Here is a 24,475-nt window from a genome sequence, read left to right on the forward strand (position 1 = left end):
AAAGCTCCGGTCAGGAGTCCTGCGGCCTCGGGGTCAGCTCGGCCTTCGGGGCGAGCTCGTTGTTGACGGCGACCCTGGCCCCGTTTCTCAGCTTGAAGGCTCCGCTGGTCACCACTTCATCACCCGGCTTCAGACCTGAAACAACCGCGACAAAATCGCCCCGCCGTTCGCCCAGGCGAACGAAGCGCTGATTGGCCGTCAGGGACTTGCCGCCGGTCTCCGGATCTGTCTGCGCCTCGACCACAAATATCGAATTGCCGTAGGGCGCATAGACCACGGAGGTCGCCGGAACGCTGAGCACCCATTCTTCATCCGGCAAGACGATCTCCGCCTCGACAAACATGCCGGGGCGCAGGAGCTCGTGAGTGTTCGGAAAAGTGGCCCGACAACGGACGTTCCGGGTGGTCGCGTCCACCTCCGGGCTGATCGTGGTGATTTCGCCCGTTTCGACCGAATCCGGCGCCGTGTCCGCGGTCACCTCGACGACCTGCCCCACCGACAATCGTGCCAGGTTCTGTTGGGGCATCCAGAAATCCACGTAGATGGGCCGGGGCGTTTGAATCGAGACGATCGGCGACCCGCTTCCCAGAAACTGGCCGAGATTCACCTGACGAATGCCGAGACGTCCGGAAAACGGCGCCCGAATCGTCTTTTTGGCGAGGGCGGCACTGATGTTCCGAACCTGGGCCTCCGCCCCTTTCTGCGTGGCGAGGGCGGCATCCAGATCCGCCTGGGAATTCGAGCGCGTTTCCCGGAGTTCCCGGGCACGCTTCAGACTCAGGTTGGCCAGTTCCAACTGGGCCTCGGCCGCGGCCAGTTGGGCTTCCTCAATCGAGCCGTCAAGCCGGACGAGGACATCGCCCGCCTCCACTTCCGCGCCGGATTCAAAATGGAGTTCCGTAACAATACCGCCAACCTCCGAACTGGTCGTCACTCCCTGAACGGCCACCACGGATCCGACGGCCCGCAAGCGCGGCTGCCAGAGCGACTCCTCCGCAACGGCGGTGGAAACCGACTCCGGTGGCTGGGTCGCATTTTCGCCCGCAGCAATCAGGGCGGCAATCTGCAATCCCTTGATTCCCCCAAGAATCCCGACAACGACGAGAAGTCCGAAGCCGGCAATGGCAAATCTCTTGAACATGACTGAAAACCTAACGGCTGTTTCTGACGATTGGATTTCCTGCGGCACCCTCCCCTTCCGAGTCCGGCTTTCGGAGGGAAACCCTCCAGACCCGCTGGAACGTGAGAACCGAAAACGGCTCCACCAGATCACCAGTGAATCAGGCGCGGCCCAAGGTCAAACGTCGGACTGAAGTATTTCAGTCGTCCTGTAGAACGGAACGGGCGTTCAGAAGGGACCAGCAGCTGTAGCCGCGGCAGTCTCTTGCCGCGAATCGGTGTCCATGTGCGGCAAGCGACTGCCGCGGCTACACTTGGACAAACGAACGAGCAAGAGCCGCCAGTCCTGGCCCGTGGAATCCGCCCGACTTCGGACCATTCCAACCTGCCCCCGGGCTTTTTCCGCCGTCACTCGCGGGACCGCAGCGTCAGGGCCGTCGCTACCGCCGCCAGGGTCAGGGTCGGCAGGATCACCCAGAGCGCGTTGATCGGCACGTTCCAATGAGGAATCGCCCAGGCCACCACCACGCATTTGATCAGGATGACCGCCCAGGCGATCTCCAGAAAAAGACGGTGCGCCCGACTGAGTCCCCCCAGTTTGAAGAGCTTCGCAGTCATGACCCCAGAATAGTCGAATCCGACGAAGGACGCTTCGCGCCCCTTGTCCTGCCCTGCGCATATTCTGATCGGTCGGGCTCAAACCTGCGGAGGACAACAGACTCCCGCCCCCTGCGCCGCCCCTGGGCCCGCCGAAGGATTACCTGCTGTGCATATCCCTCACTGCGCGTTCGCCGCCAGCCAGCGATGCCGTCCGATCGCCTCCGAGGTGCGGATGGCCCGGTCGTAGATCCACAAACGCTGGATGGCCGGTCCCACCCGGGCCATCGGCATCCCGTTGACCCCGCGGAAATGGGGACTGAAACGGCTCCACCCGAACTGGCGCTCACGACCGCCGTCGAGCAACTGACCATCAACAAGGATGCTGATGATCTTGGGACCTCCATCGAGAATGATGGTCACGTTGTGAACCACATCCTGGCCGAGAACACCATCCTCGGTCTTCCAGGACGCATGGGTGCGACCATCCGAAAGCAGCATGCCGAATCCCCCCTTCGGATCGACCCTCAGTATGATTCCCCGCCAATCCGGCGCCCGCGAATCGAGGAGAACGAGGGTTCCGTCGGCCGCCGGCCGACGGATCTGAAAACCAATGCTGACCCCCCTGCGAAAATCGCCGGTTCCGTGATCGGGACGGCTGACATCCCGGCCGAGGAAATCCGGCAGTTCCGGCAATGCCACCTCGTGCTCACGACCGCCGTCCAGGGAGAGATCAAGAACCCGCCCCCGGGCACAGTCCGCCGGCGCCTCGAACTGCCCCCAGAGCCCTTCCACCAATTCGCGGCTGACCTCATGAATTCGCGGAAGATGCTTCTGCGTTTCCGAGAGATAAAAGCGCCCGTCCTCCTCCAGCAGGTCCGGGTAGCTCATCCGCACATAGGGATCGTCATCATAGAGCACAATCTCCGGCTGACTCCAGTCGATGACCAACCCGTCCGACGTCTGCCGTTCGACCCCGCCGCAAAGCCAGACCGGATTGCGATCATCATACCAACGCCCACCATGGTTGTGGAACCAATACAGGTATTTCCCGTTCGCACACTTCCAGGCGAAATTGGCCGCCCGGGGATGTCTCATCAGGCGACCGTCCGGGTAGGCCATGTAGGCCGGCTCCGACCAGGTTCGCCCCCGATCCCGACTGGTTGCGCAGACGGGATGCCCGTCGACCGAGCGGTAGACACAGAAGAAGGAACCGTCGCTCATGACCGAGTAGCTCTGTTCCTCGGCGATCGGTCCGCCTCCCGGAGGCGTCCGCAGGCCGACCTCGCCCTCGGGAAGCGTCTCCCAGAGAAACTTCTCCGGATCGCTTTCCGTATTCAGATTTGGGCTACAAAGCAACCATCCCTCGGAACTGGTGAAGAAACCCTCACCGAATCCCCCAACCTTGTGGATGGACACATAGACATTCCCGTCATGCAGAAACGGCTTCCCGACATTCCAGAAAAAGCGGATCCGGCCGCCATAGGCATTCTTTCGATCAATCTCTGTTTCCCGGACCGGAATCGGGAAACGCCGGACCGACCAACTCCGGCCATGATCGTCGCTGAATTTGAAGACAAAATAGCCCTGCGAATCAACTCTCCGGCAGACGCCTCCGGGATAAGGGGGATCGTCTGCGATCAATTCGCGAAGATTGTCCGTGTTGTGGTTGTAAAAGCAATAGACCCGTCCGGATGCGGCCTTGAAGAGGACCGCATAGGATGCTTCCGGACCGTCGGCCGGTTCCACGTCCACGCAGGGCTCCCAGGTCTTTCCCCGATCCATGCTCCGGCAGGTGACCACGTGCTGGCCGAGTTGACCTTCGGTCCCGGATCCCGTCGTGAAGACGCAGAGCCAGGCGCCGTCATCGGTTCGGATCAGATAGGGCTGGTCACTGTACCCCTCGGTCGGGAGGGTCAGACCGCGACTGACATGACGCGGGTCCGGAACCGGATGGAAGGGGCTGTTCTTGGCGAATCCAGTGCTCATTGGGCGTAACCAAGCCCTATCGAAGGCGGTAACCGGGTCAACGCCGATTCAATTCACCCGGATCAATCCCTGTTGACGGCCGCCGGTTTCCGCCTATCAACACCCTCCCTATGCCTGATTCTTCAGCTGGATTTCGCTCCAACCCTCGTCATCGTGTATTGACCGCGGTTCTCGTGTTGCTCGGTGCCGCCACCCTGGGCCAGGCCCAGGGCTCACAGGCGACCAAAGCGAGTGCCAACCGCTGGGGCACCAGCGAGTTCTACCTTGGAGGATCCTTCGTCGGCGGCGGGACCAACATACTCAAGCAGGATCCGGTCACCCTGGATTTCGACGACGATTGGAATTTCCTCGTCGGCGGCGGCTACAACCTGAACGACAACCTGTACATTGGCGGGGAGATGAACTTCGCCAATACCAGCTTCACCGGGACTGGTTATGATCCCGATACCGGTGAGGAGTCGCGACTCACCCAGAGGCTGAAGCAATGGGCCATCCTGATCGGCGGGGAATACAACCTTCTGACCGGCCCGGTTACACCTTACGTTTCCGCCGGTCTCGGCTTCACGTATATGGAGACCGACGTTCCCGGCGGCGACGCCGAGTTGATCTGTGTTCCCGGCTACTGGCAATGGTGGTGTTACTGGGCCTACCCGGTCTATTCGGATTGGTTCTTCACCTACTACGCAGGCGCCGGCCTCCGCTGGGATGTCAACGACCGCACCGTGGTGCGACTCTCCTACGAATCGAATTGGATCAACGTATCCGGATTGTCCTCCTCCCCCCGTCAGGATGTCTTCAGCCTGACCATCGGCGGCAAATTCTAGTCTCCTGTGGAAATGCGCAGCACCTGAAAGCCCGCGCCTCTCCCCTTCCTCTCACTTGAACCCCAGACCCATGCGCTTCGAGGGCAGGACCGCAGTCGTTACGGGCGGCGGGTCGGGCATCGGCGCGGCCATCGCCGAGCGACTGGCCGGCGAAGGGGCGAAGGTGCTGATCTGGGAGTTGAATCCACAAGGCGCCGAGTCGGTCGTTCAATCCATCTGCCAAGCCGGCGGTGTGGCCGAGGCCGTCGCTTGCGACGTTTCCAGGCTTGAGTCCGTTCAGAATGCAACCCGCCAGGCGGGCACGATCGACATCCTGGTCAACAATGCCGGGATCGCGCATATCGGCACCGCCGAATCGACCACGCCAGAGGACTTCGACCGGATCTTCTCGGTCAATGTCAAGGGGGTCTACCACTGCTTGCACGCCATCCTGCCCTCCATGCGGGCACGGGGCAAAGGGGTCATCCTCAATATGGCGTCCATCGCCAGCCGACTTGGAATCCAGGACCGATTTGCCTACTCCATGAGCAAAGGGGCGGTTCTCGCCATGACGCTCTCCGCGGCCAAGGACTACGTGAGCGCGGGCATCCGCTGCAATTGTCTCTGCCCGGCCCGGATTCACACCCCTTTCGTCGACGCCTACCTCAAGCAGCACTATCCGGATAACCGGGACGAAATGTTCACGCGCCTGTCCGCCTACCAGCCGGTCGGCCGGATGGGTGAGCCCGCCGAGGTCGCCGCCCTCGCCGCGTTCGTCTGCAGCGATGAAGCCGCCTTCATCACCGGTTCCGCCATCGACATCGACGGTGGAGTCATGAACCTGCGGTGACCCGCATGGTGCCACCGGGCCCAAATGAACCGGCAGGCGCAACAACCATGGGGATTCCCCGTGCCAATACCAGCTTGCTCAGGCGGCCAAACACAGGGATGATCATTTCCCATGACAGCCCCGCTCAGCCTTTCTCAGTTGGCGGCCTATGAACGCGACGGATTCATTCTCATCTCCGGTCTGATTCCCTCCCCCATCGTCCGGAAAGCCGAGTCAACTCTCTGGTCCAGCCTCGGGCTCGATCCGGGCGAGAGAACAGGCTGGCCTGTGGGCGCACAGTTCAGGCGTCAGACCCATCCCGATCTGCTGGCCTGCTACACCCCGACCCTGCTTGAAGCGGTTGCCCAACTGGCCGGGGAGGACCTCTCCGCCTTTCCCGCCCCGAGAGCGGTCACATCGATCGTGGGCTTTCCTCCGGTTGACCCTCCCGAGTGGACGTGGCCCCAGCCGCACATCGATCACGCGATCAAGGAAGAAGGCCACAGGACCTTTCCTCGCCCCTTCCGCGTCGCCTCCATGCTTTTCCTCAATGAAGTCGCGCCCCATGGCGGCGGCACCATTGTCTGGCCCGGATCCCACAAGAAGATTGAAGCCCTCGCCCTGAGCGACCGGGAACGTTACGCCACCATGTGGGCCCTCAATCTGGATCTCCACCGTCTGGCGCTGGCGAACCCTGTCGAGCTTCAACCCAGGCAGGGAGACATTCTCTTCTACCAGCACCTCTGTGCCCACGCCGGCAGTTCGAATATCACTTCCCGGCCGCGCGTCGCCTTCAACGCCAAATGGTGAGTGTCACCCGGCGGGAGGCTTTTTCCCGGACAGGCTGAAATGGAAAGTGAACAGACCGACATTCTGGTCGTGGGAGGCGGGGTCGGAGGGTGTGCCGCCGCCCTCGCAGCAGCTTCGGCCGGTCACTCGGTCATCATGACCGAGGAATGCGACTGGATCGGCGGGCAGTTTACTTCCCAAGCCGTTCCACCGGATGAACACGGCTGGATCGAGCACTTCGGTTCCACCGCGACTTACCGATCCTTGCGCCATCAGATCCGCGTCCGATACCGATCAAACCCTGCGCTCAAGCCTGAGTTCCGGGACACTCCGTTTCTCAACCCGGGCAATGGCTGGGTCTCCCCCCTCTGCCACGAACCGCGCGTCGCTCTTTCCGTCCTCGAGGGGATGCTCGCTCCAGCCGTGGCGGCCGGCAGACTGACCATCCATCGGAATACGATTCCCATCGCCGTCGATACGGACGGCGAGGATGTCATCGCTGCCGTGACCTTCCGCCGCTTGGATGACAACTCCGAAAGGCGTGTCCGCGCCCGCTATGTCATCGACGCCACGGAAAACGGCGATCTGCTGCCGCTCTCGGGAACCGAGTTCGTGACCGGAGCGGAAGCCAAGACCGAGACCGGGGAAGCCGACGCCGGGAGCGAGCCGGAACCCGACAATGTCCAGGCGTTCTCCGTCTGCTTCGTCGTCGACCATGACCCTCAAGGCAACCATGTCGGCGCAGAGCCTGCGGACTATGCCTATTGGCGGGATTTCGTGCCACCGCTTCACCCGCCCTGGCCGGGACCCTGGCTGGGTTGGAAAGGCCTCCATCCCCGCACGATGGAGCCTTTCGACTATCATTTCGACCCGACCGGAGAGCCCCCGGGACCCTTCAGCGGCTTGTGGAGTTTCCGCCGCATCATCGACCGGCGCCTCTTTGTCGACGGCGCCTATCCCAGCGATCTCTGTCTGGTCAACTGGCCGATGATCGACTATGTCGGCGGACACCTCCTGACCGGTGACTCTGCCGATCGTGAAAGCCACATCAGCGCCGCCCGTCGCCAAAGCCTGTCTTTCTTTCACTGGCTCCAAACCGAAGCGCCCCGCCCGGATGGAGGTTTCGGGTGGCCGGGTCTGCGCATGCGAGGAGATATAACCGGCAGCGCCGACGGACTCGCGAAAATGCCCTATATCCGGGAAAGCCGCCGCATCCGGGCGGAGTTTACGGTCCGCCAATCCCACGTCGCCGAAACCGATCGCCCGGGCGAGCTCCTGGCCGAACCCTTTGACGACTCTGTCGGGATCGGTTATTACCGGATCGACCTTCACCCGACAACCGGCGGGGACAACTACCTCGACGTCGGCAGCCTGCCCTTCCAGGTCCCGCTCGGCGCACTCATACCGGTTCGCATGGAGAATCTTCTGCCCGGCGCGAAGAATATCGGCACCACCCACATCACCAACGGCTGCTACCGCCTCCATCCCGTGGAATGGACCATCGGCGAAGCGGCCGGGAACCTGGCCGCTCACTGCCTCGACCTGCAGACAACGCCCCGCACAGTCTACCGCGATCCGGCCCGGCGCCGGGCCTTCCAATGCCGTCTCAAGAAGCGCGGCGTCGAGTTGAGCTGGCCGCAATCACTCAACCTTGAGGAAGGCGACCCACACGCCCACGCGCGGCACCCCATCGTCCCCTCTTGATACACTCGACACCTTCCCGCAGACTCGGATCATCATGGCGCTGACCAGCATCAATCCGGCGACCGGAATGACCATCGCCGTGTACGAAGAAACCACGGACCACGATTTGGAAGAGGCGCTAGGCAAGAGCCAGTCGGCCTTTCGTGAATGGCGACAAAGGTCATTCCCGGAACGGGCCGACTGCCTCCGCAGAGTGGCCGGACTGCTGCACGAAGATCTCGCCGCCCATGCCCGGCTGATCACCACGGAAATGGGGAAACCCATTCTCCAGGCCAGGGCCGAGGTCGAGAAATGCTCGTCCGTCCTCGACTACTACGCCACGCACGGTGAGGCCTTTCTCGCGGATGAGGTTCCGGTCGGTGCAGGCGGCGGCAGGGCTATCGTGGCCTACCAACCGATCGGGCTGGTGCTTGCGGTCATGCCCTGGAACTACCCGTTCTGGCAGGTCTTCCGGGCGGCCGCCCCCGCCCTCATGGCGGGCAACGTCATGGTGCTGAAGCACGCCTCCAATGTGACCGGGTGCGCCCTCGAAATTGAACGGATCTTCTCCGCGGCCGGGTTTCCCGACGGTGTCTTCCAGACCCTCCGAATCGGTTCCAGTCGGGTCGGCCCCTTGATCCGGGACCCACGCATCCGGGGCGTCACCCTGACCGGAAGCACCGAGGTGGGCCGCCGGATCGGTGAAGTTGCCGGCCGCGCGCTGAAGACATGCGTGCTGGAACTGGGCGGATCCGATCCGTATCTGATTCTCAAGGACGCCGACCTCGACAGGGCCGTCGCCCTCACCGTGCAGGGTCGCCTGAACAACAACGGCCAGTCCTGCATTGCCGTCAAACGCCTGATCGTCGAGGCCCCCATCCTCCCCGAATTCCGGAAGAGGTACATCGAGGCGACGGAAGGCGTTCGGATGGGAGATCCGCTTGACGAGTCCTTTTCTCTCGGTCCCCTCGCCCGGCAGGACCTGCGGGATGAACTTCATGCCCAGGTCATCACATCCCGGAAGCAGGGGGCACGCCTCCTCCTCGGGGGCACCGTCCCGACCGGTCCCGGATGGTACTACCCGGCGACCGTTCTCGGCGACGTCCGCCCGGGGATGGTTGCCTACGAGGAGGAACTGTTTGGCCCCGTCGCCTCGATCATCGAGGCCGGGGACGCGGAGGACGGGGTCCGGATCGCCAACGATTCCCGATTCGGATTGGGAGGTGGCATCTTTTCGGAAGACCGCGACAAAGCGGTCGCCCTGGCCCGTCGGATTGAGACCGGAGCCGTCTTCATCAATGATTTTGTGAAGTCGCACCCGGCGCTGCCCTTCGGCGGCGTCAAGGACTCCGGATTCGGTCGTGAGCTTGGCCGTCCCGGTATCCGCGCCTTCACCAATATGCAGACGATATCCGTCTCTTGAAATGGTTCCGCCGAGGGTTCGCTGGTCCGCCGCGCCGGTCCGGGCGCCTCGGTCCCCTCAACGAAGTCCGCAGCCGACGGGAAGCCTACAGAACGATGCCGCCGGCCACCGCACAGAGAATGACGAGCAGCCAGGGCGGAAGCTTGAGAAAACGCAGGGCACCGAAGGCCAGCAATGCGAAAACCACCTGCGGACCGCCGGCCACGCCGGAGATCAGGACCGGGCTGTAAAAGGCCGCCCCGAGAAGTCCGACCACGGCCGCATTCGTACCCATCATTGAACTACGAGCAGAAGGCAGGGCCCGCAGTCTGTTCCAATAAGGCATGGCTCCCGGGAGCAGCAACCAGGAGGGCAGATAGATCGCGACCAGGGCGAGCAGGCCGCCCCCAACCCCACCCGGCCCCACATTGATGACGGATCCCAGGTAGGCGGCGAAGGTGAAGAGCGGTCCCGGCATTGCCTGGACGAAACCATAGCCCGCGAGAAAGGTGTCCCGATCCAGCCATCCACGTCCCACCGTGGCCTCCTCCAGCAGCGGAAGGACGACATGCCCCCCGCCGAAAACCAGCGATCCCGAGCGATAAAAGGATTCGATCAGGAAGGCGAGCGGCGCACCCGTGGCCCAGACGAGGATCGGAAGGCCGACCAGCAGGGACGCAAAGGCAAGAAGCCAGGGCCAACCCGTGTTCGTCCCCTGCCCGGCCGGTGTGGCCGCCGACGCATCCGGCACCAGGAACACCCGGCCGGCCAGGGCTCCGGCCACAATCACGGCCACCTGCATCCAGGCCATTGGGAAGAGGATCATGACGCTGGCCGCGAGTATGGCGATGACCGCCCGCTTCGCGTCCGGGCAGAGCTTCGCCGCCATCGTCCAGAGCGCGTTGGCCACGACCGCCACCGCCGCGATTTTCAGTCCGCCGATCCACCCGCCCAGTTCCCATCCATCCGAAAAACCCAACCCGTAGGCAAAGGCCAGCATGAGGGCGGCTGAGGGCAGTGTGAACCCGATCCAGGCGGCCGCACCTCCCAACCATCCGGCCTGTCGCAACCCGATGGAATAAACCACCTGACTGCTGGCCGGACCCGGAAGGAACTGGCAGAGGGCCACCAGATCGGCGAAGGTCGATTCATCCAGCCACTTGCGGCGCCTGACGAATTCCTCATGAAAATAACCCAGATGAGCCACTGGACCGCCGAACGATGCGCAACCAAGGCGAAGACAGACCAGGAGCACTTCCCGCCAGTTTCGATTCACAGGTCTTTGTCTGGGCATCGTCCAAGCGGCGCAAACGCAAAGTGCCGGAGGTCGCCCGGGTTTCTCCTGATCCCCGAGGACCCTGACGGAACGTTCTTCAGACTCCAGGTCGGTCTTCCCGGGCAAATTGTCGAAACCGGAGAAACCGAGTCCACTCACCCGCGCTTTACGTTCTTGCCTGCGGTGGCCCGGGCGGTGTTGTCTCGGGTCCTCCCATGAAAGTCGTCGTCCTATTTGGCGGTACCAGCGCAGAGCGTGATGTCTCGATTGCCTCCGGCCTCCAGGTGGCAAGGGCCCTCCGGAAGAACGGACACGAGGTCGTGGCAGTCGATACCGCCCGCGGCGCCCTCCTGCCGACGGAAGAGGAACGGCTCCTGACCGGATCCGTTGGGCAGATCCCCCCGGAAACCGAGGCTCTTGCCGTGCTCAAGGGATCCGCCCCCGCCCTCTCGAAGGAGGGCCTGCTGGGTCAGGCCGACGTGGTCTTCCTCGCTCTCCACGGCGGGACCGGCGAGGACGGCACGATCCAAGCGGTCCTCGATCTGGCCGGTGTGCCCTACACCGGCAGCGGCCACGCGGCCAGCGCCATGGCCATGGACAAGGATGTCTCCAAACAACTCTTCCGAGCTGCCGGCGTGCCCACGCCCGACTGGCTGATCGCCCCGGCCGACCATGCGGCCATCGTTGCGCAGATCGGCCTGCCGACCGTGGTCAAAGCCAACCGCCAGGGATCCTCCATCGGACTGTCCATCGTGCGGAGAGCCGAGGATCTTGCCGCAGCCATCGATGAAGCGAAACGGTTTGATCCCGAAGTCATGATCGAACGCTTCATACCCGGTCGCGAACTGACAGTCGGAATTCTTGAGGGAATCGCGCTTCCGCCCGGCGAGATCATCCCCCGGCGCAGCGAACACTTCGACTACCAAAGCAAGTATCAGCCCGGCGGGGCGGAGGAGATTTTCCCGGCCAACCTGACACCCGACCAGGAAACGGAAATCCAGAGCCTCGCCCTGAAGGCCCACCGAGCTCTCAAGCTGGGCGCTTACAGCCGGGTGGATTTCCGGCTCGACGAAGCCGGGGCCTTCTGGTGCCTCGAGGTCAATACGCTCCCCGGGATGACGGCGACCAGCCTTCTCCCGCAGGCCGCCCGGGCAGCCGGTATCGATTTCGAGTCGCTTTGCGAAAGAATCGTTCATCTCGCAGTTGAAAGGGCACCTTCCGTCAAATGATGTCATCCTCGGATCAGAGATTCCTCGGGATCGAAATCGGCGGCACCAAGCTCCAGGTGTCTGTCGGGACCGCAATGGGCACCCTCATCGAAACTGCCCGCGCCAACGTGCCCAAGGGCGCTGGAGGAGGCGAGATCCGCGCCATCATCCTCGATCTCTGCCGGCAGTTGATTGCAAATCACGCTGTTTCGGGAGTGGGCGCAGGCTTCGGCGGGCCGGTCGATATTCGAACAGGAACCATTGCCCGATCGCATCAAGTCGAGGGATGGGACGGGTTCTCGCTCCGGTCCTGGCTCGAGGGCACCCTCGACCTGCCCACCGCGGTTGAAAACGACTCCAATACGGCGGCACTCGCTGAAGCGCGCCTCGGCGCCGGTTCTGGCCACAACCCCGTTTTCTACACCAATCTCGGCAGTGGGGTCGGAGGTGGCCTGGTCCATAATGGAAGAATCACCCACGGTCGTCCTCCCGGTGAAGCCGAGATCGGCCATCTCCGCCTTTCCCCCGGCGGACCGATCGTGGAATCGGTCTGCTCGGGCTGGGCGCTCGACCAACGCCTGCGCGCACTCGCGGCCGAACACGCCGATTCCACCCTGGCCCGAATGCTCTGTGACATGACCTCCGGAGAATCCCGCGTCCTGCCCGAGGCCCTCGCTGGCGGCGACGTGCATGCGCGTCAGGCCCTTGACGAAACGGTTGAGGCGTTTGGCTTCGCCCTCTCCCACGTCGTCCACCTGGTCTCCCCAGAAATCATCGTGATCGGAGGCGGGCTTTCCCATCTGGGCGACGTCTTTGTCGCCCCGCTCAAGATCGCCCTCGCATCCAATATCATGGAAGCCATGCTTCCCGCACCCGATATCCGAACCGCCACCCTCGGCGAAGAAGTCGTCCCGACGGGTGCCATTCTTCTCGCGGCCGATGCCGCGGCGCAGACCCACTGAAATGAATATCAAGAGCTGGACAACCGACTACCTCGACAAGCATTGCCGGACGATGGCCACGGTCCAGGCCGACGCGATGGCCAACCTCCGCAGCCACTTCGATCGCGCGCTGGCCGCAGACCGACGGATCTTTGTCTGTGGCAACGGCGGCAGTGCCGCCAACGCTTCCCACTTCGTGACCGACCTTGGCAAAGGGGCCTCGGATGCGATCGGCCGCCGTTTCCGCTGCCAGAGCCTGAACGACAACGTCCCCTGGATCACGGCAATCGGCAACGACTATGCCTACGAGGATGTTTTCGTCCGCCAGCTGGAGAATCTCGCCGAGGCCGGCGATCTGCTCATGGTCATGACGGTGAGCGGCAACTCCCCCAACCTGGTCAAGGCCGTCGACTGGGCCAATGCCCACGGACTCACCACCATCGGACTGGTCGGAGGAAAGGGCGGGATCGTTGCCGAAAGGGCCCGATCCGTCATCCGGATCGACGATACGCATTACGGTCGGGTCGAAGACGCCCACATGTTGATTTGCCATCTCCTCTGCTATTCCTATATGGAGAAGGTTGATCAGTAAGCGCACTTTCCAAACATGTCCGCCCGACCCATCTCATCCCTCTCCCGCCGCCAGTTCCTGCTGCGCACCCTCGGTCGCATCGCCGCCGGGACCGCCGTTATTCCGACCCTGAAGGCCTCCCCCTCCAAGGAGCCTCCCTTCAGGATCTCCCTCGCTCAATGGTCGGTCCGGCAGATGCACAACGATGGGATCGTCCCCGCCGTCGAATTCCCGGTCTACACCCGGCAAAAGTTCGGGATCGATGCCGTCGAATACGTCAATACCTTCTTCCCGAAGGACGGAACCCTCGGCGATTTCGTGAACGAGTTGCGTCAGCGTTGTGAAGACCAGGGCGTCAAGAGTCTGCTCATCATGTGCGACGGTGAAGGGCACCTCGGGGATCCGGACAAGGGTGCCCGTCTCCAGGCAGTCCGAAACCACGAAAAATGGCTCGACGCCGCTGCGGAACTCGGCTGCCACTCGATCCGGGTCAATGCCCATTCCGAAGGCACCTACTCCGAACAGCTCGAGCTTGCGGCCGACGGTCTGCAGCGTCTTTCGGCTCTGGCTCAGGCGTCCGACCTGAATGTCATCGTCGAGAACCACGGCGGGCTCTCCTCCAACGCGGAGTGGCTGGAAGCGGTCATCAGGAAAGTCGCCCTGCCCAATTGCGGGGTCCTTCCCGATTTCGGCAATTTCCAGGAACACGACCGCTACTCCAGCGTCCAGCGCCTCATGCCCTACGCCAGGGGAGTCAGCGCCAAGAGTCATGATTTCGACGAAGACGGCAACGAAACCGGGACCGATTACTTCCGGATGATTCCGATCGTGCTGCGGTCCGGCTACCGGGGGCATATCGGGATCGAGTATGAAGGCAGCGTGCTCTCTCCGGACGAAGGCATCCTGGCCACCAAGCGACTTCTGATCCGCACCCGCGACGCCTGGACGGCAGGGGCCTGAGAGCGGGTTATTCTTCCTCGGACGGCCTCTGAGGACGGCCTCTGCGGTCCGTCCGTAATCTCAGGCTTTCGGTCAGATTGCGATCGAACCTGCGATCTTCCTTCCCGATTCGACATTCCCCGAGGTGTGTGCACTTTCGGCTCTTTCCAACCGCTCGACTGATGACACCATCCAACCTCCTCTCCGCCCTCAATTGGCGTTACGCCACCAAGCAATTCGATGCCACCCGTAAAATTCCTGGGGACGCCTGGGAAGTGCTCGAGCGGGCCCTTGTCCTCGCGCCGTCGTCGTTCGGGGTGCAGCCCTGGCAGTTCCTCGTCATTGACGATCCGGAAGTCCGGACGCAGCTCTCGGCCGCTTCCTGGGGTCAGACGCAGCCCGTCGACGCCTCCCACTATGTCGTTTTCACCATCCGGAAGAATCTGGATGACGTTCATATCCAGCGCTATATCGAGGATGCCGCCGCAACCCGCGGTATTCCGGTCGAGTCCCTTGATGGCTACAAGAACGTTGTCGTCGGTTTTGTCGAAAGACTGCGCGAAGCGGGCACGCTTGATGCCTGGGCCGCCCGTCAGGTCTATATCGCCCTCGGTCAGTTCATGACTTCGGCTGCCGTTCTCGCCATCGACACCTGTCCGATGGAGGGTATCGACCCGGCCAAGTACGACGAGATCCTGGGATTGACCGGCACCGATTATGCGACTGTCTGCGGTTGCGCCGCCGGCTACCGCTCGGCGTCGGACAAGTATGCGACCACCCCGAAGGTGCGCTTCCCGGGCGACATGGTCGTGAAGCATATCTGATCCCGGCAGAATCTTCAGGAGAGCCTTTACGCCTCGACCCACCGGTAGGCCGGCCCCAGGGCCGGATTCCGGCTCAGTCACGATCCGCGCAGTCAATCCCAAGGCATGCGCGCACGTGCCACCAGAGAGTCGCCTTGGCCGTTCGAAACCGCGTGGTCGGGCGCTTTTTCGGTTGAGGGGGATCCCTCCTTGGGCACACTGATCGCCAACCTGTCCATCCCCTTCACCCATATCCGCATGCATTGCTACGCAGCCAAGGAACGATCACCGGGAGAGAAGCGAACCGCGCTGACCCCTTCCACCGGAAACATACTGGTCAAACTCGGCCTCGAGGTCTCGGCCGAGCGAGGTCTCGGCACCATGAGCGGTTATCTCGACGAGGCCTATGCGAAATCGGGAGTGAAGCTGATATCCGACCATGCTGCCGCCCTTGGACAGGCCGGTCTTGTTCTCGGCGTACGCAAGCCAAACCCGGAGGCCATTGCCGCCATGAAACCGGGCACCATCCTGATGAGCCACCTCGACCCGTTCAATGAACCGGACCTGGTCAAGGCGCTGGCCAAGGCCGGGATCAGTGCGATCAGCCTGGAAATGATCCCCCGGACCACCCTCGCCCAGAAGATGGACGTGCTCAGCTCCCAGGCCAATCTCGCCGGCTACTCGGCCGTCGTCCAGGCCGCCGCCCGGATCCAGAAGATCCTTCCCATGATGATGACACCGGCCGGGACAATCAATCCCTGCCGGGTCTTCATTATCGGCGTCGGCGTGGCCGGACTCCAGGCCATCGCCACGGCCAAGCGACTCGGTGCGCGCGTCGAGGCGTTCGACACCCGTCCGGTGGTCGAGGAACAGGTCCGTTCTCTAGGAGCCAAATTCGTCAAGATCGACCTCGGCGAGACCGGCCAGACCGCCCAGGGCTACGCCAAGGAACTGACCCCAGAGCAACTCCAGATGCAGCGCGACGGCATGGCCAAGGTCTGCGCCACTTCGGATATCGTGGTGACCACGGCCAAGCTTTTCGGACGCAGGGCCCCCATCGTCGTGACACGCGAAATGGTCGCGGGCATGCAGGCCGGCTCGGTCATCGTGGACCTCGCGGTGGAGGGTGGCGGCAACGTCGAGGGATCGAAGCTGAACGAGGAAGTCATCACCGAGAATGGGGTGATCATCATCGGAGACGGTTGTCTTGAGGGCGCAGTGTCCACTCATGCCAGCCAGGTCTTCTCCAGCAACCTGGCCGCATTCATTGAGCATTTCTGGGATGCCGAAGCCAAGACCTTCAACCTCAACCTGGAAGACGAAATCATGAAAGGCTGCCTGATCACCCACGGCGGCAAAGTCGTCCATGAGCGATTCCAGAACCTGAACTGATCCCCACTCCACGCCCCGACCTCCCCCCTCTTTTTCTCAAACCCATGGAACTCATCCTACTGGTCTTCATCTTCGTCCTCGCGGCCTTCCTCGGCTTCGAGCTCATCTCGAAGGTGCCCTCCCAACTGCATACGCCGCTGATGTCCGGGTCCAATGCCATCTCCGGCATCACCATCGTCGGAGCGCTCATCGCGGTCGGCTCGGCCGAGCACAACACGGTGAACATCGTCATCGGAACCCTCGCGGTTGTCCTCGCCACTATCAATGTGGTCGGCGGCTACCTCGTCACCGACCGGATGCTGGCCATGTTCAAGAAGAAGGAAGGGGGGAAGAAGTAAGCCATGCATTCCCTCATCCTGATCAATCTCAGCTATATCGTCGCTTCCATCCTCTTCATCTTCGGGTTGAAGATGCTGGGGAATGCCCAGACGGCCCGGCGCGGCAACCTGATTTCCGCCATCGGCATGCTCATCGCGGTTGTCGTCACCCTCCTTGACCGCCAGGTCCTCGACTTCAAGTGGATCGCCATCGGCCTCATCGTCGGCACCGTCATCGGGGCACCCGCCGCCAAGCTGGTCAAGATGACCGCCATGCCTGAGATGGTCGCGCTTTTCAACGGATTCGGCGGACTCGCCAGCCTTCTGGTCGGCTGGGCCGAATACCAGAAGATCGTCTCCGAGGGTTGGGCCGCTTACCTCTTCCGCAACCCCACCGCCACTGTCTTTTTCACTTCGACCGTCATTGTCCTGGCCGTCCTGATCGGCGGGATCACCTTCACCGGTTCGGTCTACGCCTACCTCAAGCTGTCCGGCCGGGTCAGCGGACGAGCCAAGGTCTTCGGCGGGCAGAAACTGCTCAACCTGTCCGTCGCCGTCCTCATCGTCGCTGTCGGATTCCTGTTTGTGATCCGGGGCGAAGGACACAACGTTTATCCGGAATTCGTCGGTCTGGTGGTGCTTTCGCTGCTGCTCGGACTCCTCGCCGTCATGCCGATCGGCGGCGGCGACATGCCGGTCGTCATTGCAATCTTGAACAGCCTCTCCGGTCTGGCCGCAGCCGCGGCCGGCTTCGTCATCGCCAACAACGTGCTCATCGTGGCCGGGTGTCTGGTCGGCGCCAGCGGCGTCATCCTGAGCATCATCATGTGCAAGGCGATGAACCGCACCATCGGCAACGTCCTCTTTTCGGGCTTCGGCGCCTCGGATGCCGGATCCGGCGGGACCGCCATGGAAGGAGAACTCAAGCCCATCTCCGCGGCCGATACCTACTATGTTCTCGAAGCGGCCCAGAGCGTGGTCATCGTTCCCGGCTACGGGATGGCCGTGGCCCAGGCCCAGCACGTGGTCAAGGAACTCGGGGATCTCCTTGAGTCGAACGGGACCGAGGTCCGCTTCGCCATCCATCCGGTGGCGGGACGCATGCCTGGCCACATGAACGTCCTCCTCGCCGAGGCCGACGTGCCCTACGAGCAGCTGGTCGAGATGGACAACATCAACCCGACCATGCCGTCGGTCGACGTCGCCATCGTCATCGGCGCCAACGATGTGGTCAATCCGGCCGCCACCAACGACAAGGCATCCCCCATCTACGGCATGCCGATCATCAATGCTCACGAGGCCAAGACCGTCATCTGCCTGAAGCGCGGCAAGGGCACCGGATTCTCCGGCCTGGAAAACCAGCTCTTCCTCCTCCCGCAGACCCGCATGCTTTACGGCGACGCCAAATCCTCCATCCAGGGTCTGGTCTCCGAGTTCAAGAACGCGTAGGCCGGAGAACCGAGGGACTGCAGGAGAGGCTTTATGCCTCGATGCCACCCCCGTGGAGGAGGCGATCGGGAATCAACCGGTTCTCGTGACGAATGGCGGCATGTCTTCATCCCACGTCGAATCGAGGGACAAACCCTCTCCTACCGGAGGACAGGCCCTCAGATCCTCGCCGCTGAGTTCGCACTTCCACTGTTCGTGGGTTTACTTCCGCCGGCTTCCTTTCCAGAATCCTGATTCTTCATGGCTACCATCTGGCGCGTCTCCGGCTATCTCTTCAAATACCGCGGTCTTTTCGGGCTGACTCTCCTGCTTGCCCTGGGAAGCACGCTCTTCCTCATCGCCATCCCCCAGATCATCAAGCAGATCTTCGACCGGATCATCGCCCCCGGACGAACCGACCTGCTCGGCTGGGGCATCGGGGCCATCACCATCTGCTATTTCGGACGGGACCTGCTGAACTGCCTTCGTATCCGAATCAACAATACACTGGAGCAGAACGTCCTGATCGACCTCCGGCGCGACCTCCACCGCAAGCTTCTCGACCTGCCGATCGGCTACTACGACAAACGCAAGTCGGGCGAGATCGCCTCGCGGGTGATCGAGGACGTCCAGAACGTGGAGCGGGTCATCCTCGACGGATCCGAGCAGGGCACGGTCGCCCTGCTGACCGTGATCGGCATTTCGGCCATCCTTTTCACCCAACAGCCCCTCCTGGCGCTTTTCGTCATCCTCCCCCTGCCCGTCGTCTTCTGGCTCTCCATCCTCCATTTTCGGGCCACCCGACGGAACTGGAGAAAGGTGCGGCAGAGTGCGGGCGAACTCAATTCCCTCCTGGTCGAGGATATCCAGGGCAACCGGTTGATCAGTTCCTTCGCCCTGAAGGACCGGGAAACCAACCGCTTCATCGGGATCGCGGTCGAACTGAAGAACCGGACCCTCCACGCCATGTACCGCTGGTCCCTCCACGGCCCAGGGACCAATTTCATCACCAGCCTGGGCAGTGTCGCCGTGGTCGGATTCGGCGGCTACCTCCTGATCCAGGGAGGCAATGCCCCGGGCACCTTCACTTTCGGCGATTTCGTGGCTTTCTTCGCCTACTGCGCCCTGCTCTACCAGCCGATCAGCACCCTCAATTCGATCAACCACCTCTTCGCCGCGGGCAAGGCCTCGGCCGAACGGGTTTTTGAGATTCTCGACCATCCGATCGGGATTGAGAACGCACCGGACCCGCTTCCCTTCCCCGATGGCCTCATCCGGGTGCATTACACGGGAGTGTCGTTCTGCTATCCGGACCGATCCGAGGTGCTCGAGGATTTCACCCTCGAGATGCCACCAGGCAAAGTCACCGCCATCGTCGGGCATACCGGCGCCGGAAAATCGACCATCGCCAATCTCCTCCTGCGCTACTATGACGTGACCGCCGGTTCGGTCACGATCAACGGGACGGACGTCCGACAAATCGACCTGGATTCCCTCCGACAGAATATCGGGTTCGTCGCCCAGGATCCCTTCCTCTTCGACGGCTCCGTGGCCGACAACCTGCGCCTGGCCCGCGAGGACGCGACCATGGACGATATGATCGCCGCGCTCGATGCCGCCTGCTCCTGGGATTTCGTCCAGAATCTTCCGGACGGGATCAACACCATGATCGGCGAACGCGGCATCCGCCTCTCCATGGGCGAAAAACAACGTCTGACCATTGCCCGGGTCATCCTGAAGAATCCTCCCCTCGTCATCCTCGACGAGGCCACCTCCAGCGTCGACACCCTGACCGAGGCCCGAATCCAGACCGCGATAGACAACCTCGTCCAGCGACGAACCACCCTGGTGATCGCCCATCGCCTCTCCACCGTCCGCCGCGCCGACCAGATCGTCGTTCTCGAACAGGGCCGCATCCTCGAATCCGGCTCTCACCGGGACCTGATCGAAAGAGGTGGTCACTACGCAGACCTCTGGCGCGCCCAGACCGACCTGATTCCGGAATTCAGCTGAGTGGTGTGTCGGTTGCATTTTCGCAAATCATTCCTTCTCCGGTGTAGAGCAACGTCGCTGTGCGACGTTTAGTCCGACCGACGGACACGCCACACAGCGGCCTGGCTAAAGGTTTTCTCGTCCAGGCCCCTGGCAATTCGTTACATCTGGACAGACGCCTGGGAACCACCGCCTCACCCATCGCGACGACCCATTTGTGCAATTGCAGCATGATTTGCATTGTCAGGGGACCGGGCTCCGAACTAGACTGCTTGATCAGGGACGGCCGTCCGGCCCAACCGGACCGAGGCGAGCGCAACCCGTCCCCGTTCATCAAGATGAGTGACCCACGGAATCCCCAGATCAAGCACCTTCGAACCCTCAAAGCCGAAGCCCGTCTCGGCGGTGGCCCGGACCGGATCGAGGCCCAGAAAGCCAAGGGTAAACTGACCGCTCACGAACGCATCGATCTGCTCCTCGACGAGGGCTCGTTCCGCGAACTCGACGCCTTCGTCCGCCGGGGAGATTCCCAGTTGATGGGCGACGGGGTCGTGACCGGCTACGGAACGATTGACCAGCGTCTCGTCTATGTCTACTCCCAGGATTTCACCGTTTTCGGGGGGAGTCTCGGGCTCGGACATGCGAGCAAGGTGGTCAAACTCCAGGACCTCGCGATCAAGAACGGAGCACCCATCATCGGCCTGAACGATTCCGGCGGGGCCCGCATCCAGGAGGGAGTGGTCAGCCTCGCCGGTTACGCCGACATTTTCCTCCGCAACGTGTTGAGCAGCGGGGTCATCCCCCAGATTTCCTGCATTCTCGGCCCCTGCGCCGGCGGGGCCGTCTACTCGCCGGCCATCACGGACTTCATCGTGATGACGAAGAAGACCAGTTATATGTTCGTGACTGGCCCCGAAGTGGTCAGGTCCGTCACCCACGAGGAAGTCACCGCCGAGGAACTGGGCGGCGCCGTCACGCACAATGAGACCAGCGGGGTCGCCCACTTTGCGGCCGACAGTGAGGAACACGCCCTTTTCCTCGTCCGAACCCTCCTCGGGTTCATCCCCTCCAACAACCTGGAGGAACCCCCGAAGCGCGAATGTGACGACGACCCGCTCCGGACCGAGGAGATCCTTGATACGTTCATCCCGGACAATCCGAACAAGCCCTATGACATGCACGAAATCATCCAGCATATCGTGGATCGGGGGGAGTTCATCGAAGTGCACGAGCACTACGCCCAGAACATCCTGATCGGCTTCTCGCGGTTGAACGGCCGCAGCGTCGGGATCGTGGCCAACCAACCCCAGGTCCTGGCCGGCGTTCTCGACATCAATGCCTCGGTCAAGGCGGCCCGCTTTGTTCGTTTTTGCGATTGCTTTAATATCCCGATCATCACCTTCGTCGATGTTCCCGGCTTCCTCCCGGGGGTCGGCCAGGAACACAACGGGATCATCAAGCACGGGGCCAAACTACTCTATGCCTTCGCCGAGGCCACCGTCCCCAAGGTCACCGTGATCACCCGGAAAGCCTACGGCGGCGCCTACGACGTGATGAGCAGCAAGCATATCCGCGGCGACATCAATCTGGCCTGGCCGTCGGCCGAGATTGCCGTGATGGGCCCCGAAGGCGCCATCAACGTGCTCAAACGCAAGGAGCTGGCAGCCGACGACAACCCGGACGCCCTGCGCACCCGCCTGGTCAACGAATACCGGGAGGCCCACGCCAACCCCTATGTGGCCGCCAGCTACGGATTCGTCGACGACGTCATCGAGCCCAGCCAGAGCCGACCACGACTGATCAACGCCTTGGAGATGCTTCAGAACAAGCGCGACGAAAACCCGCCGAAGAAGCACGGCAATATCCCGCTCTGATGCGAACCGGAGAACCTGATCTGCCGCCCGGTGTAGCCACTTCGCTGTGTCGAAGTGCACGCGCGACCCAATGGAACGCCGACACAGCGGCGTTGCTACAACCACTTGCATGTGTAGCCACGGCAGTCTCTTGCCCTGCCGCCCGTCGATACGCCCCACGAGACTGGGGCGACTACATCAGATCCGATCGCGCAGAAGATCTTAACCAGGGGTTCGGATCAGCAGAGTTCCCCTCCAGACCCTGTCGCCACAACGATTGACGAGGAATCCACCGTGCCACTGAAAAAAGTCCTTATCGCCAACCGCGGGGAGATCGCCGTCCGCATCATCCGCGCCTGCCGTGAAGTCGGCTGCGTGCCCGTCGCTGTCTATTCCGAAGCGGACCGGATGGCCCCGCACGTCCGGATGGCGGACGAAGCCTATCTGATCGGCCCACCGCCCGCCGTTGAAAGCTACCTGAGGATCGACAGACTCATCGAGGTCGCCAAGCGGGCGGGCTGCGATTCGATCCACCCCGGTTACGGTTTCCTGGCCGAAAACGCCGAGGCCGCCCGCGCCATGATCAAGGCCGGGATCATCTGGATCGGCCCCTCTCCTGAAGCCATTGATCTCATGGGGGACAAACTGACCGCTCGTGCCACCGTCGAGGCGACCGGCATGCCACTGGTCCCCGGGGTGGGCAAGGCCGGACGGATGTCGGATGAGGAGTTGCTGGAAGCGGGTGAAAGCATCGGCTACCCCCTCCTGGTCAAGGCGGCCGCCGGAGGCGGAGGCAAGGGCATGCGCGTGGTCGAGTCGACCGGCGAATTGGGCGAGGCCATCCGGGTGGCCCGGCGGGAGGCGTCCGCCGCCTTCGGCGACGACCGGGTCTACGTCGAGCGCCTCATCCGCAACGCCCGCCATATCGAGATCCAGCTCCTCGGCGACCAGCACGGCAACATCATTCATCTGGGCGAACGCGACTGTTCGATCCAACGCCGGCACCAGAAACTGATCGAGGAATCCCCCTCCCCGATCATGGATGAGGCTCTGCGGCAGAAGATGGGCATGGCAGCCGTCCGTGCCGCCCAGGCCGTCAACTACACCAGTGCCGGAACGGTGGAGTTCGTCCTCGACAACGATACCCGGGAATTCTTCTTCCTCGAGATGAACACACGTCTTCAGGTCGAGCACACCGTGACCGAGCGAGTCACCGGGATCGACATCGTCAAGGAAATGCTCCGGATCGCCGCCGGCGAAAAACTCCGACACCGGCAATCAGACGTCCGCCTGAAGGGCCATTGCATCGAGTGCCGGATCGTGGCCGAGGACCCCCTGAACGGCTTCATTCCCTGCACCGGGAAGATCGTCGGCCTGGAAACCCCGACCGGGCCGGGCATCCGGGTGGACACCGGGATCGCCTTCGGGTCCGAAGTCTCCCCCTACTACGACTCCCTTCTGGCCAAGCTGGTCGTCTGGGATGAGAGCCGGGAGGAAGCCATCATCCGGACAAGGCGCGCCCTCGAGGAGTTCCACATTACCGGCATCCCCACCGCCATTCCTTTCTTCATCCAGATGATGAATACGCCGGAGTTCAAGGAGGGCAGGATCCACACCAAGTTCCTCGAAACCGAGTTCCTGACCAAGGAGAAGCAGACGCCGGAGCTGATGGAGGTCGCCGCCCTGGCCGCCGCCCTCCTCGCCCACCAACGGACGCGGCGGGCCATTGTCCAGGAAAACAAACGCCCCTCATCCACCTGGAAAGACCGGGCTCGCCACGCCCAGATGGCGAGGAGGCTTTGACGGGGATGAGAGTCTTGCCCACGAATCTTCACGAAACTTCACGTAACTTCCCGAATCTTCACCCATCGGCAAGTGATTTCTCCTATGCTCAAACGCATCTTCCAAGACCGAGTTTCCGCCCGTCTCAGGCGATTTTATTCGTGTTGATTCGTGAAGATTCGTGGGCAACAAAACCCTCCTCGACGCCATGAAATACATAGCCACCATCGGCGAGAATGCCTATACCATCAGTATCGATGGTCAGGATACCGTGAAGATCGATGATCGGGCCGTCCCGATCGACATGCAGGCCTCGACCGACGGCACCCTGCACAGCCTCCTCATCAACGGGCGCTCCCATGCCGTCCGCCTCCAGGCCAATGAAGACTGCTACCGGGTGCAGATCGGCGGCGAGATCTATGAAGTCGTGGTCGAGGACGAGCGCACCCACCGCCTGGCCGGGGTGAAGAGCGCCCTCGGCGGACAAGCCGGTGAGGTCGTGATCAAGGCGCCCATGCCCGGGGTGATCGTCGAAACGTCCGTGGCGGCCGGCGACACCGTGACCAAAGGCCAGACCCTCGTCGTCCTCGAGTCGATGAAGATGCACAACGAGTTCAAAGCGCCCAAGGACGGGACCATCCACGCTCTCCGGGTGAAAAAGGGCGACAAAGTCGACAAGAACGCCGTCATGCTGACTCTGCACTGACATGAACAGTGCCTCCTTGACCATCCTGGGACAGCCTGCAGGCCAAGGCGGCGAAC

The 24,475-nt window shown here is 62.5% G+C and carries 21 protein-coding genes; 17 read left to right on the top strand and 4 right to left on the bottom strand.

The features are described from left to right. Positions 1-10 precede the first annotated feature (10 nt). From R3F07_09105 to R3F07_09115, 3 genes are all read right to left on the bottom strand, one after another. Positions 11-1,141, bottom strand: coding sequence for an efflux RND transporter periplasmic adaptor subunit (locus R3F07_09105; GenBank protein MEZ5276523.1), 1,131 nt, complete (start codon positions 1,139-1,141; stop codon positions 11-13). Between the two features lie 386 nt (positions 1,142-1,527). Further along, positions 1,528-1,737 carry a hypothetical protein gene (locus tag R3F07_09110; GenBank protein ID MEZ5276524.1) on the bottom strand — a complete coding sequence of 70 codons (210 nt, stop codon included), beginning with the start codon at positions 1,735-1,737 and terminating at the stop codon, positions 1,528-1,530. 159 nt (positions 1,738-1,896) lie between these two features. Next, the gene (locus R3F07_09115; GenBank protein ID MEZ5276525.1) at positions 1,897-3,705 is read right to left on the bottom strand and encodes a sialidase family protein; all 1,809 of its coding nucleotides are present in this window, start codon (positions 3,703-3,705) and stop codon (positions 1,897-1,899) included. 110 nt (positions 3,706-3,815) lie between these two features. Between R3F07_09115 and R3F07_09120 the strand changes: the two genes are divergently transcribed. From R3F07_09120 to R3F07_09140, 5 genes are all read left to right on the top strand, one after another. Further along, positions 3,816-4,529, top strand: a complete 714-nt coding sequence (locus R3F07_09120; protein MEZ5276526.1) for an outer membrane beta-barrel protein — start codon at positions 3,816-3,818, stop codon at positions 4,527-4,529. Between the two features lie 70 nt (positions 4,530-4,599). Next, complete coding sequence (locus tag R3F07_09125) at positions 4,600-5,358, top strand: glucose 1-dehydrogenase (protein ID MEZ5276527.1); 759 nt, start codon at positions 4,600-4,602, stop codon at positions 5,356-5,358. Positions 5,359-5,469: 111 nt separating this feature from the next. Then, a complete protein-coding gene (locus tag R3F07_09130) occupies positions 5,470-6,147 on the top strand; it encodes a phytanoyl-CoA dioxygenase family protein (GenBank protein MEZ5276528.1) in 678 nt (225 codons plus the stop codon). 39 nt (positions 6,148-6,186) lie between these two features. Further along, positions 6,187-7,830: an FAD-dependent oxidoreductase gene (locus tag R3F07_09135; GenBank protein MEZ5276529.1), complete on the top strand. Its 1,644-nt coding sequence runs from the start codon at positions 6,187-6,189 to the stop codon at positions 7,828-7,830. 34 nt (positions 7,831-7,864) lie between these two features. Next, complete coding sequence (locus tag R3F07_09140) at positions 7,865-9,232, top strand: NAD-dependent succinate-semialdehyde dehydrogenase (GenBank protein MEZ5276530.1); 1,368 nt, start codon at positions 7,865-7,867, stop codon at positions 9,230-9,232. Between the two features lie 85 nt (positions 9,233-9,317). Here R3F07_09140 and chrA read toward each other — a convergent pair whose 3' ends face one another. Beyond that, entirely contained in the window at positions 9,318-10,487 is a 1,170-nt protein-coding gene (gene chrA, locus R3F07_09145) for a chromate efflux transporter (GenBank protein MEZ5276531.1), read from the bottom strand. A gap of 215 nt (positions 10,488-10,702) precedes the next feature. Between chrA and R3F07_09150 the strand changes: the two genes are divergently transcribed. From R3F07_09150 to R3F07_09205, 12 genes are all read left to right on the top strand, one after another. Beyond that, entirely contained in the window at positions 10,703-11,716 is a 1,014-nt protein-coding gene (locus tag R3F07_09150; GenBank protein MEZ5276532.1) for a D-alanine--D-alanine ligase, read from the top strand. Beyond that, a complete protein-coding gene (locus R3F07_09155) occupies positions 11,713-12,657 on the top strand; it encodes an ROK family protein (GenBank protein ID MEZ5276533.1) in 945 nt (314 codons plus the stop codon). The genes R3F07_09150 and R3F07_09155 overlap by 4 nt, the downstream gene beginning before the upstream one ends. 1 nt (position 12,658) lies before the next feature. Next, a complete protein-coding gene (locus R3F07_09160; protein ID MEZ5276534.1) occupies positions 12,659-13,228 on the top strand; it encodes an SIS domain-containing protein in 570 nt (189 codons plus the stop codon). Between the two features lie 15 nt (positions 13,229-13,243). Further along, on the top strand, positions 13,244-14,167 hold the full coding sequence (locus R3F07_09165; GenBank protein MEZ5276535.1) for a sugar phosphate isomerase/epimerase family protein: 924 nt from the start codon (positions 13,244-13,246) through the stop codon (positions 14,165-14,167). Between the two features lie 161 nt (positions 14,168-14,328). Then, the gene (locus tag R3F07_09170) at positions 14,329-14,970 is read left to right on the top strand and encodes an NAD(P)H-dependent oxidoreductase (GenBank protein MEZ5276536.1); all 642 of its coding nucleotides are present in this window, start codon (positions 14,329-14,331) and stop codon (positions 14,968-14,970) included. A 189-nt stretch (positions 14,971-15,159) separates the two neighbouring features. Beyond that, entirely contained in the window at positions 15,160-16,341 is a 1,182-nt protein-coding gene (locus tag R3F07_09175) for an NAD(P) transhydrogenase subunit alpha (GenBank protein ID MEZ5276537.1), read from the top strand. Positions 16,342-16,385: 44 nt separating this feature from the next. Next, positions 16,386-16,679 (top strand): NAD(P) transhydrogenase subunit alpha, encoded by a 294-nt coding sequence (locus R3F07_09180; protein ID MEZ5276538.1) that lies wholly within the window; start codon positions 16,386-16,388, stop codon positions 16,677-16,679. A 3-nt stretch (positions 16,680-16,682) separates the two neighbouring features. Further along, positions 16,683-18,107 carry an NAD(P)(+) transhydrogenase (Re/Si-specific) subunit beta gene (locus R3F07_09185; GenBank protein ID MEZ5276539.1) on the top strand — a complete coding sequence of 475 codons (1,425 nt, stop codon included), beginning with the start codon at positions 16,683-16,685 and terminating at the stop codon, positions 18,105-18,107. A 240-nt stretch (positions 18,108-18,347) separates the two neighbouring features. Further along, the gene (locus R3F07_09190; GenBank protein MEZ5276540.1) at positions 18,348-20,099 is read left to right on the top strand and encodes an ABC transporter ATP-binding protein; all 1,752 of its coding nucleotides are present in this window, start codon (positions 18,348-18,350) and stop codon (positions 20,097-20,099) included. Positions 20,100-20,416: 317 nt separating this feature from the next. Beyond that, on the top strand, positions 20,417-21,952 hold the full coding sequence (locus R3F07_09195; protein MEZ5276541.1) for an acyl-CoA carboxylase subunit beta: 1,536 nt from the start codon (positions 20,417-20,419) through the stop codon (positions 21,950-21,952). A gap of 273 nt (positions 21,953-22,225) precedes the next feature. After that, on the top strand, positions 22,226-23,734 hold the full coding sequence (locus R3F07_09200; GenBank protein MEZ5276542.1) for an acetyl-CoA carboxylase biotin carboxylase subunit: 1,509 nt from the start codon (positions 22,226-22,228) through the stop codon (positions 23,732-23,734). A 187-nt stretch (positions 23,735-23,921) separates the two neighbouring features. Then, the gene (locus R3F07_09205; GenBank protein ID MEZ5276543.1) at positions 23,922-24,419 is read left to right on the top strand and encodes a biotin/lipoyl-containing protein; all 498 of its coding nucleotides are present in this window, start codon (positions 23,922-23,924) and stop codon (positions 24,417-24,419) included. Positions 24,420-24,475 lie beyond the last annotated feature (56 nt).

It is taken from the genome of Opitutaceae bacterium, from assembly GCA_041395105.1.
GTDB lineage: Bacteria > Verrucomicrobiota > Verrucomicrobiia > Opitutales > Opitutaceae > B12-G4.